General features: G+C 61.8%; 19 protein-coding genes. 7 read left to right on the top strand and 12 right to left on the bottom strand.

Annotation, left to right across the window (positions count from 1 at the left end; genetic code table 11):
* The first annotated feature begins 5 nt into the window (after positions 1-5).
* Entirely contained in the window at positions 6-1547 is a 1542-nt protein-coding gene (gene metG / locus AC1DVN_RS11395) for a methionine--tRNA ligase (protein ID WP_477993803.1), read from the top strand.
* Entirely contained in the window at positions 1544-2791 is a 1248-nt protein-coding gene (locus AC1DVN_RS11390; protein ID WP_477846241.1) for a DUF2786 domain-containing protein, read from the top strand. The genes metG and AC1DVN_RS11390 overlap by 4 nt, the downstream gene beginning before the upstream one ends.
* Here AC1DVN_RS11390 and rsmI read toward each other — a convergent pair.
* Positions 2788-3618 carry a 16S rRNA (cytidine(1402)-2'-O)-methyltransferase gene (rsmI, locus tag AC1DVN_RS11385; protein WP_019744707.1) on the bottom strand — a complete coding sequence of 277 codons (831 nt, stop codon included), beginning with the start codon at positions 3616-3618 and terminating at the stop codon, positions 2788-2790. The two genes, AC1DVN_RS11390 and rsmI, sit on opposite strands and share 4 nt — an antisense overlap.
* Before the next feature lie 23 nt (positions 3619-3641).
* Here rsmI and AC1DVN_RS11380 point away from each other — a divergent pair, with 23 nt between their 5' ends.
* Positions 3642-5201, top strand: a complete 1560-nt coding sequence (locus tag AC1DVN_RS11380) for a dolichyl-phosphate-mannose--protein mannosyltransferase (RefSeq protein WP_024487795.1) — start codon at positions 3642-3644, stop codon at positions 5199-5201.
* 54 nt (positions 5202-5255) lie between these two features.
* Here AC1DVN_RS11380 and AC1DVN_RS11375 read toward each other — a convergent pair whose 3' ends face one another.
* From AC1DVN_RS11375 to AC1DVN_RS11360, 4 genes are all read right to left on the bottom strand, one after another.
* Positions 5256-6890 carry a BCCT family transporter gene (locus AC1DVN_RS11375; RefSeq protein WP_019744709.1) on the bottom strand — a complete coding sequence of 545 codons (1635 nt, stop codon included), beginning with the start codon at positions 6888-6890 and terminating at the stop codon, positions 5256-5258.
* Positions 6891-6974: 84 nt separating this feature from the next.
* The gene (locus AC1DVN_RS11370; RefSeq protein ID WP_020908616.1) at positions 6975-7406 is read right to left on the bottom strand and encodes a DoxX family protein; all 432 of its coding nucleotides are present in this window, start codon (positions 7404-7406) and stop codon (positions 6975-6977) included.
* 48 nt (positions 7407-7454) lie between these two features.
* Positions 7455-7814: a GntR family transcriptional regulator gene (locus AC1DVN_RS11365; protein ID WP_097388142.1), complete on the bottom strand. Its 360-nt coding sequence runs from the start codon at positions 7812-7814 to the stop codon at positions 7455-7457.
* Between the two features lie 25 nt (positions 7815-7839).
* Positions 7840-8523 (bottom strand): SDR family oxidoreductase, encoded by a 684-nt coding sequence (locus tag AC1DVN_RS11360; protein ID WP_020970330.1) that lies wholly within the window; start codon positions 8521-8523, stop codon positions 7840-7842.
* A 94-nt stretch (positions 8524-8617) separates the two neighbouring features.
* Here AC1DVN_RS11360 and arsC point away from each other — a divergent pair, with 94 nt between their 5' ends.
* The gene (gene arsC / locus AC1DVN_RS11355; protein ID WP_020970331.1) at positions 8618-8971 is read left to right on the top strand and encodes an arsenate reductase (glutaredoxin); all 354 of its coding nucleotides are present in this window, start codon (positions 8618-8620) and stop codon (positions 8969-8971) included.
* A gap of 10 nt (positions 8972-8981) precedes the next feature.
* On the opposite strand, the gene arcA is transcribed toward arsC, so the two are convergent.
* Positions 8982-10199 (bottom strand): arginine deiminase, encoded by a 1218-nt coding sequence (gene arcA, locus AC1DVN_RS11350; protein WP_477993802.1) that lies wholly within the window; start codon positions 10197-10199, stop codon positions 8982-8984.
* Between the two features lie 99 nt (positions 10200-10298).
* On the opposite strand from arcA, the gene AC1DVN_RS11345 reads away from it, so the two are divergent.
* Entirely contained in the window at positions 10299-10787 is a 489-nt protein-coding gene (locus AC1DVN_RS11345) for a heme-binding beta-barrel domain-containing protein (protein WP_020970333.1), read from the top strand.
* A gap of 5 nt (positions 10788-10792) precedes the next feature.
* Positions 10793-11272 (top strand): redox-sensitive transcriptional activator SoxR, encoded by a 480-nt coding sequence (gene soxR, locus AC1DVN_RS11340; RefSeq protein ID WP_019744715.1) that lies wholly within the window; start codon positions 10793-10795, stop codon positions 11270-11272.
* On the opposite strand, the gene AC1DVN_RS11335 is transcribed toward soxR, so the two are convergent.
* The 3 genes from AC1DVN_RS11335 to AC1DVN_RS11325 all read right to left on the bottom strand — a co-directional run bounded on the left by AC1DVN_RS11335 (position 11258) and on the right by AC1DVN_RS11325 (position 12920).
* Entirely contained in the window at positions 11258-11740 is a 483-nt protein-coding gene (locus AC1DVN_RS11335) for a DUF2505 domain-containing protein (protein WP_029255916.1), read from the bottom strand. The genes soxR and AC1DVN_RS11335 overlap by 15 nt on opposite strands.
* Before the next feature lie 48 nt (positions 11741-11788).
* Complete coding sequence (locus AC1DVN_RS11330) at positions 11789-12634, bottom strand: SDR family oxidoreductase (RefSeq protein ID WP_019744717.1); 846 nt, start codon at positions 12632-12634, stop codon at positions 11789-11791.
* 142 nt (positions 12635-12776) lie between these two features.
* A complete protein-coding gene (locus AC1DVN_RS11325) occupies positions 12777-12920 on the bottom strand; it encodes a hypothetical protein (protein WP_162267916.1) in 144 nt (47 codons plus the stop codon).
* A 492-nt stretch (positions 12921-13412) separates the two neighbouring features.
* On the opposite strand from AC1DVN_RS11325, the gene AC1DVN_RS11320 reads away from it, so the two are divergent.
* Positions 13413-13829: a helix-turn-helix domain-containing protein gene (locus tag AC1DVN_RS11320; protein ID WP_003946231.1), complete on the top strand. Its 417-nt coding sequence runs from the start codon at positions 13413-13415 to the stop codon at positions 13827-13829.
* 42 nt (positions 13830-13871) lie between these two features.
* On the opposite strand, the gene AC1DVN_RS11315 is transcribed toward AC1DVN_RS11320, so the two are convergent.
* The 3 genes from AC1DVN_RS11315 to AC1DVN_RS11305 all read right to left on the bottom strand — a co-directional run.
* Positions 13872-14873, bottom strand: coding sequence for a hypothetical protein (locus tag AC1DVN_RS11315; RefSeq protein ID WP_092763132.1), 1002 nt, complete (start codon positions 14871-14873; stop codon positions 13872-13874).
* Positions 14870-15370: an ImmA/IrrE family metallo-endopeptidase gene (locus tag AC1DVN_RS11310; RefSeq protein WP_003946241.1), complete on the bottom strand. Its 501-nt coding sequence runs from the start codon at positions 15368-15370 to the stop codon at positions 14870-14872. Before AC1DVN_RS11310 ends, AC1DVN_RS11315 begins: the two co-directional genes overlap by 4 nt.
* 3 nt (positions 15371-15373) lie before the next feature.
* The coding region (locus AC1DVN_RS11305) for a hypothetical protein (protein ID WP_477993801.1) at positions 15374-16017 on the bottom strand (644 nt) is incomplete at its 5' end.

Below are 16017 nucleotides of genomic sequence, written 5' to 3'. Positions count from 1 at the left end.
CCACCATGACTGTGCCTGCCTCACCCTCCCAGACCCCGCGCCCGGACTCCGCCGCCCCGGAAGGCGCGGAACGATCGCCGTTCTACATCACGACTGCGATCGCGTATCCCAACGGCGCTCCGCACATCGGCCACGCGTACGAGTACATCTCTTCGGACGCGCTCGCCCGCTTCAAGCGCTTGGACGGTCATGAAGTGTTCTTCATGACCGGTACCGACGAGCACGGTCTGAAGATGCAGCAGACAGCGATCAAAGAGGGCATCGACGTACGCGAACTCGCGGCTCGAAACTCCGACGTGTTCCAGAACCTCGACAAGGTCCTGAACATCTCGTACGACCGGTTCATCCGCACCACGGACGCTGATCACCAGGTCGCCAGCAAGGCGATCTGGGAGAAGATGGCCGCATCGGGCGACATCTACCTCGACACGTACTCGGGTTGGTACTCGGTTCGGGACGAGGCCTTCTACACCGAAGCCGAGACCACGCTTCTGGAGGACGGCACCCGTCAGTCCACCGAGACCGGCACCCCGGTGGAGTGGACCGAGGAGTCGAACTACACCTTCCGTCTCTCGGCGTACGGGGAGCGTCTCCTCGCGCTGTACGAAGAGCACCCCGAATTCATCGCCCCCACAACACGCCGCAACGAGATCGTCAGCTTCGTCAAGGGCGGCCTCAAGGACATCTCGATCTCGCGCACCACGTTCGACTGGGGCGTCAAGGTCCCGGGCGACCCGGACCACGTCATGTACGTCTGGGTAGACGCCCTCACCAACTATCTGACCGGTGTGGGTTACCCGAACGTCGATTCGGAGGAGTTCAAGAAGTTCTGGCCCGCGAGCCTGCACATCATCGGCAAGGACATCACGCGGTTCCACACCGTGTACTGGCCGGCATTCCTCATGTCTGCCGGCATCGAACTGCCGGAGCGGGTGTTCGTCCACGGCTTCTTGTACAACAAGGGCGAGAAGATGTCGAAGTCCGTCGGCAACGTCGTCGACCCCATCGCGATGGTCGATCAGTACGGCCTCGACGCCGTCCGTTTCTTCCTGCTCCGCGAGATCTCGTACGGTCAGGACGGCAGCTACAGCCACGAAGCGATCGTGACGCGCATGAATGCTGATCTCTCGAACGAACTCGGCAATCTCGCGCAGCGTTCGCTGACGATGGTCGCGAAGAACTGCGACGCCCAGGTACCCACCCCCGGTGAGTTCACCGAGGACGACCTGGCGATGCTGGCATCGGCGGATGCCCTGCTTGCCAAGTGCCGCAGCGAGTTCGACGTGCAGGCTCTACACCTCGCGCTGGAAGCCATCTGGGGCGTGCTCGGCGAGACCAACCGGTACTTCTCCAAGCAGGAACCGTGGGTTCTGCGTAAGACCGATCCGGCACGCATGGCGACGGTTCTGTACGTGACGCTCGAAGTGGTCCGTATCGTCGGGCTTCTCGTTCAGCCGGTGATGCCCGACGCGGCGTCACGCATCCTCGTCCGAGATATCCGGTTACAGGCGGATGTGTCGGACCCCACGTGCACACTCCAGCCATGACGACGAATAGAACATACATTCGAACCAGCGCTTCGGCGCAGACACTGCCATGGAACGGAGCGCGGGTGTCCACTCAGGAGGTCAGCCCTCAAACCGTTTCCGCGGTGCGAGATCTCGTTTCCGAACTGTCCGCGGCGTACGAACGCGGATGGCAGCCGGCGGATCTGATCCATCTGGCGCGTCGAAGCAAAGAAGCGTCCGACGCCGATCTCGCCGCCACCACCATCCTGTTCGATGCGAAAGCGTCGCGCGCCTCCGATCGCGCACCGCTCGAATGGGTGGGGCAGTTGCAGACGATCGGCGAGCAGTATCCGAAGTCTCGGCACATCGCTTCTCGAATCACCGTGGACGACGACGTTTTTCGCTCCCTCGCGGCCGGCCTTCTGTTCCAGGATCCCTACTTCCTTGTTTCGCAGATCGTCGACGTCGCGCGATCCTGGATGCGCCTACCTCAGTGGACGGTGTTGCTCGCGCCACCATCCACCTGGCCGTCGCAACGGACCGACACCAGCTATGCCGGCGTCGGCGATACCGAGGTCGACGCCAAGGTACTCAAGCGAATTCGTGGATTACTCGCCAAAGCGGAAGCCACCAACTTCGCGGAAGAAGCCGAGATTTTCACCGCGAAGGCTCAGGAGTTGATGACCCGGTACGCCATCGATTCCGCGCTGCTCCACTCTCGCGCCGGGGTCACCGACACATCCGTGAATGCCCGACGCATTCACATCGAGAACCCGTACGTGAAGGAAAAGGTTCACCTCCTGACCGAGATCGGCGAATCGAATCGAGTCAGGACTGTCTGGTTCAGCGACATTGCACTCGCGACCGTCGTCGGCACTCCGGTCGACCTTCAGCAAGTCGATATGCTGTTCACTTCCTTGCTCGTACAGGCAACCCGTGCAATGCAATTCGCCGACTCGAGCAATCGTGGCGGCTCACGCACCACCTCGTTCCGCAAGGGATTCCTGGCCGGGTTCGCCAGCCGCATCGGACACCGCCTGCGTGACGCCGGCACCAAAGCCACCGCCGAAGCGGCCGACGCGGCATCGATGGACGTCGCGGATCTTCTGCCGATCCTGGCCACCACTTCCGAGGCCGTCGACGCCGAATTCGATCGATTGTTCCCGACAACCCGCAAAACTCGCGGACGGTCCGTCGACGCCGAAGGCTGGCACGCCGGCCAGGCCGCAGCCGACGACGCCAACCTGCGTCCCGGCGCACCCGCCGTGAACCGCTCCCGCTAGTCCTTTCGAGCGGCCAGTACCGTCTCGTACAACTCACGCTTGGAGACTCCGGCCGTTGCGACCAGAGCACACGCGTCCTTCAATCGTGCTCCCCCCTCGACCAGCCTTTCCACCTCGTCGACCAGATCGGCAGGATCAGATGCCACCAGTACTGCGCCTTCGAGCACCACCGTGATCTCTCCGCGAACGCCCTCGGCCGCCCAAGTAGCTAACTCTCCGAGAGTGCCGCGCTTCACTTCCTCGTAGGTCTTGGTCAATTCCCGGCACACGGCCGCGCGGCGATCGGGCCCGAGAACTTCCACCGCATCTGCGAGGCAGTCGGCAAGGCGATGGGGTGCTTCGAAGAACACACACGCTCGCTGCTCGGTTGCCAGGGCCGAAAGCCAGGTCTTGCGCTGCCCCTGCTTTCGCGGCGGGAATCCGTCGAAGCAGAACCGCTCCACCGGCAAACCCGAGAGTGCCAGCGCCGTCGTGACCGCCGACGGGCCCGGGAGACACGTGACGGCGAGATTCTCGGCTACGCAGGCGGCAACGAGGCGATATCCGGGGTCACTGACCGACGGCATGCCTGCATCGGTGACCAGCAGGACGGTCTTGCCTTCGGCCACGTCGGCGACCAACGCGGGCAGCCGCGAAATCTCGACCTGGTCGTAGAAACTGACGATCTTCCCGGTGATGGTGACGTCGAGCGCGGACGCCAGAGACTTGGTGCGTCGTGTGTCCTCCGCAGCGACGACGTCGGCGGTTGCGAGAGCAGACCGAAGACGCGGGGACGCGTCACCGACATCTCCCATGGGTGTTGCGGCGAGTACCAAACGACCAGTCATACCTGACAGCCTACGATTGCCAGGTGACTGTGCAGACGGACGAGCGGCCAACGCCCGCCACGAGCGATCGGGTAGTGCGTAGTCCCGGCCCGCTGGTACCGGATCCTGATTTCGGCCCGACCGACAGATTGCGCGGCTGGATCGTCACCGCTTTCATCACCGCCATCGCGGCGATCACCCGCTTCACGATGCTCGCCTACCCGACCGACGCCGGCACACCTGTATTCGACGAGAAGCACTACGTTCCGCAGGGCTGGCAAGTTCTGACCGGCGGTGGCATCGAGGACAATCCCGGTTACGGATTGGTGGTGCACCCGCCGATCGGTAAGCAGATGATCGCGATCGGCGAAGCACTCTTCGGTTACAACGGTTGGGGGTGGCGATTCTCGTCAGCCCTGGTCGGGACGCTGATGGTCCTGCTGATCATCCGGATCGTCCGCCGCATGACGCGGTCCACGCTGATCGGGGCGATTGCCGGAATCCTGCTCATCGTGGACGGCGTCACCTTCGTCTCCTCACGCCTCGGGATGCTCGACATCTTCCTGGCATTCTTCGTCCTTGCGGCGCTCGGATGCCTGGTGGTCGATCGCGACCAAGTCCGCGAACGAATGGCGAAGGTATACGAGGAAGGTCGAATCGGCGATTCCGCCTGGGGTCCACGGCTGGGTTTCCGGTGGTGGCGGTTCGGCGCCGGCATCCTGCTCGGTCTGGCATGCGGAACCAAGTGGTCCGGCATGTACTTCATTCTGTTCTTCGGATTGCTCAGTGTTGCCTTCGACCTGTCAGCGCGCCGCGCATACCGCGTGCAGCGCCCCTGGGTCGGCACCGCAGTTCGCGACATCGGTCCAGCTCTGTATGCGCTGGTGGTCATTCCGCTCGGTGTGTACCTCGCGAGCTACTGGGCCTGGTTCACCAGCGAGACCGGCGTGGACCGTCACGCCGTCGGTAACGAGATCGGTGAGGGCGGCACGTGGAGCTTCATTCCCTCCGCACTGCGTTCACTCTGGTACTACAGCGGAAACGTTCTCCAGTTCCATGCCGGTCTGACCAACTCCGCCGGAAACCACCACCCGTGGGAGTCGAAACCGTGGACGTGGCCGATGGGGCTACGACCGATGCTCTACTACTACGCCGACGGCGAGCAGGTCACCGGTTGCGGGGCCGCCAGCTGCGTCAAGGCCGTGATGCTGATCGGCACACCGGCGATGTGGTGGCTGGCACTACCGATGTTGGCGTGGGCGATCTGGCAGACGTTCGTGCGCAGGGACTGGCGATACGCCGTGGTCCTGACGGGCTACGGTGCCGCTTACCTTCCGTGGTTCGCGACGCTCGACCGCCAGATGTACTACTTCTACGCAGTTGCACTCGCCCCGTTCATGGTCATGGGATTTGCGCTGGTCCTCGGCGATGTTCTGGGCAAGGCGAGCGCGTCCGTCGAGCGTCGTACCACCGGACTTCTTGCGGTCAGTCTGTACATCGGTCTGGTCGTGGCCAACTTCGTCTACCTCTGGCCGATACTCACCGCCATGCCGATCACGCCGGAATCGTGGCAGAACCATCTGTGGCTGCCTAGCTGGAAATAGTGGGACAGACGAAGGAGGCACCGAACCTGGTTCGGTGCCTCCTTCGTTTCACGATTACTCTGTCGGCTTACCGACGCGACGTCCCCGCCTCGGGCGTAGGAGAGCACGTTTCTGCTCCTTCGCCGCAATGATGATCGGGTCGTGCGAAAGATCCTTGTACAGCGAGAAGCACAGTCCGATCATGACCAGCACGAACGGCGCCGCAGCGATGATCGTCATGGTCTGCAAGCCGTCGAGCGCTTCGGAGCCACCGGTCCACAGCAGAAGCGCTGCGACGCCACCGGTCAACATGCCCCAGAAGACCACAACCCAGCGACTCGGTTCGAGCGTTCCGCGCTGCGAGAGCGTCCCCATCACCATCGACGCAGCGTCTGCGCCGGAAACGAAGAACACTGCCACGAGCAGCATGACGAGGACAGTCGTCACTCCGGCCAACGGCAGATTGTCGAGCATGCCGAACAGTTGAGCCTCTTCCGAGCCTCGGCCGGACAAGCCGATTCCGTCACGTTCCTCGCCGATGCCTGCGCCGCCGAAGATCGCGAACCAGAGCAAGCTGACAGTCGTGGGAACGGCGATGACGCCGACGATGAACTGGCGGATCGTGCGGCCGCGGCTGATGCGTGCCAGGAACATGCCGACGAACGGCGTCCAAGACACCCACCATGCCCAGTAGAAGATCGTCCACGACGAAAGCCACGCGCCCGTTTCAGGATTCGACGACGCACCCGTGCGGGCGGACATCTGGGCGAGGTCGGAAACGTATGCGCCAATGGTCGTCGGGAGCAGATTGAGAATCAGCACGGTCGGCCCGAGAACGAACACGAACAGCGCCAAGATCAGCGCGAGCACCATGTTGATGTTGGAGAGCCACTGAATTCCCTTGGCCACACCGGAAACTGCCGAAGCGACGAATGCCAGGGTCAGCACCGCAACGATGGCCACGAGCAGGAATACGCCGGCTTCTTCCATCCAGCCGACTACCTCGAAACCGGAGCCGATCTGAAGTGCGCCGAGCCCCAAAGATGCTGCGGTACCAAAAAGTGTGGCAAAGATCGCCAGGATGTCGATGACCTTGCCGATCGGCCCTTCGGCCTTGCGACCGAGCAACGGAATGAAGGCCGAACTGAACAGTTGCTTGCGTCCTCGGCGATACGACCCGTATGCAATGGCAAGGCCCACAACGGCATACATCGCCCAAGGATGAAGACCCCAGTGAAACATGGTGGTGGCCATGGCAGTTCCGACGCCACCGTCGGTGCCGGGAGGCGGAGTCACGTAGTGCGCAAGCGGTTCCGCGACACCGAAGAACATCAGGCCGATCCCCATGCCGGCGCTGAACATCATCGCGATCCAGCTGACGGTTCGGAACTCGGGCTTCTCACCGTCCTTGCCCAGCGGAATGTCGCCGAATCGACTGACCGCGAGGTAGATGGAAAACAGCACGAAAGCCGAAGCTGCGAGTACGAAGAGCCAGCCGATGTTCGTCACCAACCAGCCGAGAACACTTCCGGTTACCGAATCGAGGTTGTCGGGAGCTACGAGGCCCCACACGACAATAGCCAGCACCGCGGCAGCCGCCACGGAAAACACCACGTAGTCGGTCCGAACGCCTACTCGAGTAAAGCCCGTCTCCGGGCGCTCTTCGTTGGCCCCGGAATCTTGTTCGGATCGATCAGATTTCGTCACCATAGATGACTACGTTCGTCACTTTATGGGCCAAAAGCAAGCCGGAAGGCGGGCTCAACGTCCGTTGAACCCGCCTTCTCACCCCGATCAAGCTGGGGTTTTAACCCAACCGTTGCCCTTGCCGATCAATCCGTCGATGCTGATGCGTCCTGCGCCGATCACAGCGATCAAGAGCGATCCGACACCGAGTGCGACGACGAGTTCGTAGCCACCGTTGTCGATGAAGACACCCTTGTCCGCGTGCACGATGAAGAACGCGCCGACCATGTCGAGGAACAGCAGAGCGCCGACGAGCGGGGTCAACAGACCCGCGATGAGCAGGATTCCGCCGCCGAGTTCGATGGATGCAGCCACAACCGCAGAAATCTTGGGGAGCGGGGCGCCCATCCCTTCAAACGCGGCCTGCGTTCCGGCGATCTTGTAGGTGAAGAACTTCTGCCAACCGTGGGCGATGAAGATGATCCCGAGGCCGACACGGGCGATGAGGAGTCCGAGGTCACGAGCAATCGACGAATTCATGAGCCAAGACTGACAGCTTTAAGTTGAAGCGTCAACTTAAACATTGTGTCATGCACCTCTCAATGCCGACTCCACCATGGCGACGATCTCACTGTCGGAGTACCCGAGCGAGCGGACCCTATGCGCAAACGCGGTCGCCGCCTGCTCGGCCTGCGCCTGCACCGGATCGGTCCCCGAAGCGATGAATGTCCCTTGCTTTCCCCTCGTTTCGATGATGCCCTGATCGCTGAGCGCGCGATAAGCCTTCGCGACGGTGTTGGCCGCCAATCCCAGCTCCGAGGCCAACGCTCGCACCGTCGGGATCTTGGTTCCCGCGATCAATCCGCCACCGTGAACCTGCTCGATAATCTGTTGCCGCAGTTGGTCGTACGGAGCTGTGGAGGAATCGTGTTCGATTGCGATCTTCATCGTCACCCTCGTCGTATCTTCTCGGTCACAAGCCCTCGATCGCCTCGCGGATCGTATGCGGGCCGGAGGTCAGAACCAATGTCTTGCCGACGCTGGACGGCGCATCGATGAGCGCTTCGACGACCGCGGCTACATCGGCTCGAGGCACAGAGCCTCGATCGACGGGCGGCTGCGCAAGCAATACTTCGCCGGTCGGGTCGTCGTCCGTCAGAAGGCCTGGCCGAAGAATCGTCCAATCCAGCGAAGACCTTGTCTTCAGGTCTTCCTCCGCTGCCGTCTTCGCCCGCAGGTAGGCGGCAAAAACCTCGTCGGTGTTCTCCGGTATTTCGTCACCAGCACCCATGGCGCTGATCTGAATGAACCGACGCACTCCCGCTTTCTCGGCGGCATCGGCCAACAGCACCGCCGCAGCTCGGTCGACGGAGTCCTTGCGCTCGATCGAGCTACCAGGTCCGGCGCCCGCGGCGAAGACCGCGACGTCGGCACCGTCGAGTACCTTCGCAACTTCCTCGACCGTGGAGGATTCCAGATCGATCACCACGGGGAACGCGCCGAGTGTGCGGACCGCACCCTCGTGCGCGGAGTTGCGGATCAGCGCTACCGGCCGATCACCATGTCCTGCCAGCAGGTACGTCAGGTGCTGCGCGATCTTGCCGTGCCCGCCGGCAATGACCACGCGTCGTTCGTCCACACTTCGATGTTCCGTCATCGTTTTCTCCTCACACGTCGGTACTTCAAGTGCAGCACTCCGGAGCGGCCCGTTGTTCCCCTGTTTGTCCCACGAGTTCGGACGCAGAGGCAGAATGACGAACATGGCATCTGCAACCATCTTCCACAATCAACGGTGCAACACCTCGCGGACCGTTCTCGGGCTCATCCGGGAAGCCGGCATCGAACCCACCATCGTCAAGTACCTCGATACTCCGCCTACCCGATCCGAGCTGGAAAAACTCATCGCCGACGCCGGCCTCGAGCCCAGTCAAGCGGTTCGCAAGCGCGAAACGCAGTACAAGGACCTCGGACTCGCCGACGCTTCCGAATCCGAGATCCTCGACGCGATGATCGAGCACCCAATTCTGATCGAACGCCCATTCGTCGTCACTGACAAGGGCACGGTGCTCGCGCGTCCGGCAGCCAAGGTGGAAGAGATTCTCTGACGTCTACCGCTCACAGCGGATCGCGGGCGATCGGGCAGGACATGCAGCGAGGTCCACCGCGACCGGAGCCCAGTTCGGAACCCGCGATTCGCAAAACCTCGATACCCGAGGCCTCCAGCCTGGCATTCGTTTCGACGTTGCGCTCGTAAGCGACGACGACGCCCGGTTCGACGGCCAACGTGTTGTTGCCGTCGTCCCATTGCTCACGCTCGGCAGTGACCGTGTCGAGTCCGGTGTCGATCACTCGAAGTTTTCCGATTCCCATGGCGTCGGCTGCCGCTTCGAGGAACGGCGTCGCACCGCGAATACTCACCCCGTCGTCTTCCTTGCGAAGGGTGAACGCTGCCAATGTGTCCTGAATGGCCGGATACATGACGACCGCGTCGGCCTCGACCATGGTGCAGACCGTGTCGAGATGCATAGACGCTCGGCGTTGCTCGATCGGAACAACCAACACCTTGTGGGCGAGACCGTCGTCGAACACGCTACGCGCCAATGCTTCTGCGCCGGCGGGTGATGTACGTTCACCGACACCGATCGCGATCACCCCCGGCGCGAGAAGCAGCACGTCACCTCCCTCGACAGGAGCCGTGTGCGACTCGTACGCGCGGCGCACGCCTTTGAATCGGGGGTGATGCGCGTAGACGAGATCCGTGATCGAGGATTCGCGAGCTCGCGCTGACAACGCCAAGGACGTGATGATGACCCGTGGCCCGACCCAGAACGACGAATCGCGGGTGAAGAGCAAGTTGGGCAGCGGGTCGATCACGAAGTCACCGCCGTGATGCATCCTGCGCACCAACGAGGTCGAGCCGGCGTCGATCGGCAGCTCGTCGAACGTCATTCCGGCAGTAAGGATCGACGACAGCTCCTTCGGCTCTACCTTTCGCAGGTACGCAGCCAGGTGTTGCCCGAGCGCGTGGCCGATCTTGCGTGCGTCGACGGCGGCCGCGATTCCCTGGATCCTCGCTGCGCCACTGACCTCGAGCGCCTCGGTGAGGAGATCGGACAAAAGCAGTACCTCGACGCCGCGCTCACGAAGGACGGTCGCAAACTGATCGTGTTCTTCCTGCGCGCGGTCCACCCACGGCAACGCGTCGAACAGCAGCTCGTCGTTGTTGCGCGGAGTCAATCGTTTCAACTCGTCGCCCGGACGATGAAGAATGACCGATCGCAATCGGCCCACCTCGGAATCGACACCGAGGGGGACGGAGCCAGAAGCGTTCATGAGTGAACACTAATCCCGTAGGCCCCACCCAGCAGGGATGAGCAGCTGCCATATCTTCCCGCGTAACGTCTGATCCGACGCAGGCGAGAGGACCACGCAATGAGTAGCACGGATCAGGCGGCGCTGGGCGGCGCCGGAATCGACAGGTTCACCGGGCGCTGGGTCGGCGCTGGAGCCGGACATTTCCCCACCATCGACGACTTCGAGTACTCCGAGGAGATCGAGTTCGCTCCGACTCCGAAACCGTTTGTCACCTACTCGTCGCGCACTCGAGGGCTCCCCGACGGCCGACCACTTCACATGGAATCGGGATACCTGCGCCCGACACCTGGTGGTGAGCTCGAACTGCTGGTCAGCCAGCCCACCGGATTTGTGGAGATCCATCGCGGCACCGTCGACTCCGAAGGCACTCTCGCCTTGACCCGTCTCACGCTCGCAGCATCGCCCGACGCAAAACCGGTTCACGACGTCCGGCGAGTCATGCGCGTCCAAGGCGACACCCTGACCTACGACTTGTGGATGGCGCACGGTGACACCCCGCTGACGCATCATCTCCACGCCACCCTCCACCGGGCGACGGACCGGTAGTCGCCATGGAGATGCCGTCGTGGAAAGCCAAGGAACTTACGCCCGGCCAGCTCTCCGAGCGCAGCGGTGTCGCCGTCTCGGCCCTGCATTTCTACGAACGAGAAGGCCTCATCGTCAGTCGTCGGACCAGCGGCAACCAGCGTCGATACCAACGAGACACGCTTCGACGCGTCGCCTTCATCAGAATCTCGCAACGCGTCGGCATTCCGCTGTCGGAAATCCGGGAAGCCCTCGGCACACTTCCTGAAGGCCGTACCCCGAACCGCGCAGATTGGGAACGGTTGTCGACCGGATGGCGGCGCCACCTCGATCTCCGCATCGAGCAACTGGAACGACTACGCGACAATCTCACCGGTTGCATAGGTTGCGGGTGTCTCTCACTGGAGGGATGCGCCCTCGCAAACCCTCACGATCAACTCGCTGCCGCCGGCCCAGGTGCACGCGTTCTGGAGGTGGATTTCGGCGCCGACTCAGGCGAGAAATGACTCGACAGCGTCCCGATCGCGCCCCAGCAAGTCCTCGACGGTCTTCTTCAGCAACTTCTCGATCTGGCCGCCGATAATCGGCATCTTCACTTCGGCCGTCCCGTCGACGACCAGTCGCGTGCAGGACTCGGCGGCGGTAAGGTCCAGCGTCGTCTCGATTCGTATCGGCAGTCCGTGCGCGATTCCGGTGACCGACCCTGCGGCCTTCCCGTCAGACAGAGGCCCCCAGTGGTCGACCCGTGTCAGACCCAGTCGACTCGGCGCAACCTTGGCGACCAGGGTCGGGAGGGAGGCAGAGTCGATTTCCTCGGACACGGATACTTCGATCGATCCGTCTCCAACTTCGATGTCCGAGGTGGCATAAAGGTCTCCGAGTCGGACTTTCCAATAACTCGGGTCAGTCAAAGTTCGATGCACGTCGTCGATCGGATATTTGAATTCGATATCGAAGTGAAAACTCTTCGGCATGACTTTGGTCCCTATTTGACTAGATAAAAGTCCCGTCGGAGTTAATGCTCATCGCTTGAGCAATTTACTGAACTGGTCGTTCGCTTTTTGCATCACGAACTCGTAAGGCGGGGCGAATTTGCGGGCCCACCAGTATCCGAATCGAATGTCATTGGACGTATACACGAGGTACGTGTTCTTCTCGATTCCCCGCAGAATGCACGAGGCCACCTTCTCCGGGGAGACCGCGCGCTTCTCGAACCGGTGCGTGAGCTTTTTGACCCGCGGGTCATCCCGGTCGATACCCGCGATCTCCACGGTTCCCACCAAAGGCGTCTTCACCCCACCAGGCACAACCAGACTGACGCCGATTCCGTGCCGCTTCAGATCGAATCGCAGCACCTCGGAGACCCCACGAAGGCCGAACTTGCTCGCACTGTAAGCGGCATGCCACGGCAGTGCCAAGAGCCCAGCGGCCGAAGACACATTGACCAGGTGCCCACCCTTGCCAGCGCGGATCATGGGCGGAACGAACGTCTCCATGACATGGATCGGTCCCATCAGGTTGACGTCAACCATCGACTTCCAGTGCCGATGCTCGAGGTTCTCGATAGTTCCCCACGCTGAAATGCCGGCGATATTCATGACGACATCCATCGGAGAGAATTGAGTGTGAATCTCGGTACCGAATTTCACAACCTCGTCGTAATCCGAGATATCGAGTGCCTTGGCCAAACTGACCGTGCCGCCTCCGGCACCAACCATTGCGGCAGTCTCTTGCAATCCACGGTCGTTGATATCAGTGAGAAACAATTCGGCTCCGGCCTCGGATGCCCGCAGTGCAGTTGCGCGTCCTATCCCACTACCAGCGCCGGTGATCAGGCATTTCTTACCCTCGAGCGACCTTACTGACATGGATCGACACTCCCCCGCACTCGTACTGTGGACATGCGGGAAAGTCTACGCACGCGTTGTGCGGCCGCCCCGAAACACGCATTGCGGCCGTGAGCATGCCAGAACCCACGACCTCGGCGGCAGCCGCCGAACCCACCGACAGCTACAGACGCTGAGCCATCTGCTCTTGATAGCCCCTGACCGTACGGTCGAGTTCTTCCGCCGCTACATCGTCCCCACGCTTGCGTGCGTCGTGGGCTCGATCCTGGATTTCACGGATCGCGCGGCGCAGTTCGTCATCGCTCATCGTGTGTTTCATATCACAATTCTGCACCTACGCAGGGGGTTTAGCTAGCGCAGATTGCATTCCGGCAAACCGTTCAAGGTTCAACCCCGAAGTGATTCGAGCAACATCGCGAACAGTCGCCATAATTGCAACCGCATCACTCCACACCGTCACTGAACTGCGGTTTTCCTTTCGGAACACATATGAAAAACCAGGCTAACGCTTAGCTAATATCGCCAAAACGGGTAAAAGGTTTGATACTGGGCACATTAACCAAGTAATGGAAGGTTCGAATAGCGCGACCGTAGCTGCACAATCTTCGTGCGGCCGATACTCAATGTGCGCTGAGACATAGCTGAGCACTCAATGGCCGAACGAATCGAATCTCGGACACATTTGACAACTGGTCCACTAAACAGACTACGGTGAGCTACCGATCGGTTATCCGCGTGATACCGTAGGATTCACTGAACGGACAATTGCTAGCTAGAGAGGATTACGGGGCGGTTCACAATGGCTGACTTTGCAGAACGATTGAACAAACTGTTCGACAGTGTTCATCCTCCGGGGCGCAAACCCCACACCAACGCCGAGGTTGCGGCAGCGCTCATCGAAGACGGCCATCAGATCTCCAAGCCGTACATCTCGCAGCTCCGCTCGGGACAGCGCACCAACCCCTCGGACGAGACAGTCGCTGCGTTCGCCCGGTTCTTCAAGGTGAAGCCCGACTACTTCTTCAACGACATCTACGCTGCCAAGATCGATCACGACCTCGAACTGCTCTCGCAGCTCCAAGGTTACGGCCTTCGCCGCCTCTCGAGCCGCGCATTCGACCTGTCGGAAGAATCGCAGAATCTGCTCACCACGATGGCTGAAAAGCTGCGTGCGAGTGAGGGTTTGCCAGAGGTTCCGCCCGACGCGTCACGCTGATGCAAATGTGCTGAAGCACTGAATTGACATGGAGTAGGTCGACTACGAACGTCGACCTACTTTTGTCGTTTCATCGAGTTCCTTCGCCAACAGTAGGACCCATCGGCGCGCCGACATCCGCTCCGGCGGCGCAATCCATCTGGTGTCCAACACATCCGAGGCCAATGGATCCGCGATCCACCCCGCAAGTATTCCTGCATGGGCGGTAACTGCCCGGGGCGGTTCCTGACCACCGACGTCGAACATCCCGGCGCCGGACTGTATGTACATCGCATCCATGATCTGAGCGATCATGTCCGATGCCCGGAGTACTGACGTACTTCCGGCACTGTCCGCGTCGACAACCTCGGGGAATCGCTTGACGAGAAGCGCGTGCATCCGCCGCAGCCGGTACAGATCTCGTCGGGCACGTAACCAGGTCTCGAGAAGCACCCACGTGATGCCGAGCGCTATCAGAACACTCGAGGCAGCGATGAACCACACCCCTGCGCCCGTCCAGATATCCGATTCGAGTGCGCTGGTGCCACCGATCGATTCGACCAGCATCACGACGACCACGACAAGCAAGACCGACGAACCTGTCACGATCAATGCGATTCCGCGCCCCAACGGCGCCCAGGCAACGTGCCGTAGCCCCGTCGAAATGACAAGGGACAGAGCGACGATGATAAAGATCAGAGCCGGCGCTGGGTATCCGAAGAAAACCGCGATCGCCACCAGCAGCCCCACCGAGTACAGCACCGTGGCGAGACCGCGCATGGCTGGACGCGACATCACCGGCCAGGCAGACACGGCGCCGACTGCGCTGGCCGCAGACAACGCGGTCCACAAGACGATGACGATCATCGCTGCGGCATGTTGCTCCGGCGCAATTCGATCGACGATGTCCCACACCGCCGGCACCATGACCGTCGACGACAATGCGACCGAGAAGCCTGCGAAGACCATCGACATTCGCAACGGCGTCGCGGTGCGCGCGACAACTCGACCCAGTCTCGCGCCGGCTGCAACCCAGACGAGAAGGGCCACAGCCCAAAAGATCATCCGATCGCCTCGTCGTACCGCAACACCGACAGCGGTGTCCCACGGCCACTCATCGTTCGCAGACGCATGATCAACATCGACGCGAACGTCTCGGCTTCCCACTCCGCGATGTCATCCATCGGCACGGGTTCGTTGCGCCGCAGAGAACGTTGACTCAACATGTATGCAATCAAATCGTCACTGACCTCGAGCGTCGCCTCGGCGATCTCGGCACCTTCGTGACGAAACACTATGTGCCCCAACTCATGTGCCAGAGTCCGCTCGACATTGGGTAGTCCGGGAGCCAAAACGATGACGTCGTGGTCGTCGTAGGCCCGGCGCTGACCGCACACTCCGGTGGCGAGCGGGGTTTCCAGATCGATCTCGATCGGGCGCCCACGCTCGCGGGCGACTGTCTGTACCACCGTAAGCAGTGACACAGCCTCCGACGACGCTGCTGCGTCACATACGGCATCCACCGCGGCCAGAACGCGGCGATGTGAACGTCTGTCCGGCACGACTCACGCACCTCCCTGTGATCCGGGTGCCAGGAATTCGGCACGTGCGGCAGCCAAACGTGCCTTCTGCAACGATGCTCCGCGAAAAGTCATTGCTCCCGCACCCGCCGCTACGACTGCCATTCCGCCCACACCGCCTGCGACGGCGGCAGCGTTGAGAATCGGCGGAAGGCCTTGAGTGAACGCCGTCGGGAATGCCTGCGGGTTCTCACTGGGACTCGCGACGTTCGGAGCGTTCGACGGTACCTGGGGAGCTACGGGTGCCGGTGCGGCCAGAACCTCGGGCGCGGACGGTGCTGCGACTGCGCCCGGCGCAGCGTTCGCCGGTCCACCGGCAGAGGGTGCAGGTGCTCCGCCGCCTGCTGACGGCCCCTGCGGATCAGACGGTCCAGCCGGTGGAACCGCGGCCTCCGAGGATGGCTCGGAACTCGACTGCGACTCGGAAGGGGACTGCGTCGTCTCGGAGGCTGCTTCGCTAGATGAACTCTCAGTCTGCGAAGTTGCGTTGGTCGCAGGGGAAGCGCTGCTGCTCGGACGTTGCGACGCCGAAGGGTTGGTCGAGGCCTCAGTTGTCGTGGGCTCAGYCGTCGTCGTGGGCTCAGTCGTCGTGGGCTCAGYCGTCGTGGTCGGCTCAGTCGTCGTGGGCT

This window comes from Rhodococcus sp. P4_E4 (assembly GCF_056401575.1).
Note: the sequence above shows the minus strand (reverse complement) of the source record. Positions and strands in the feature narration are given on the sequence as shown.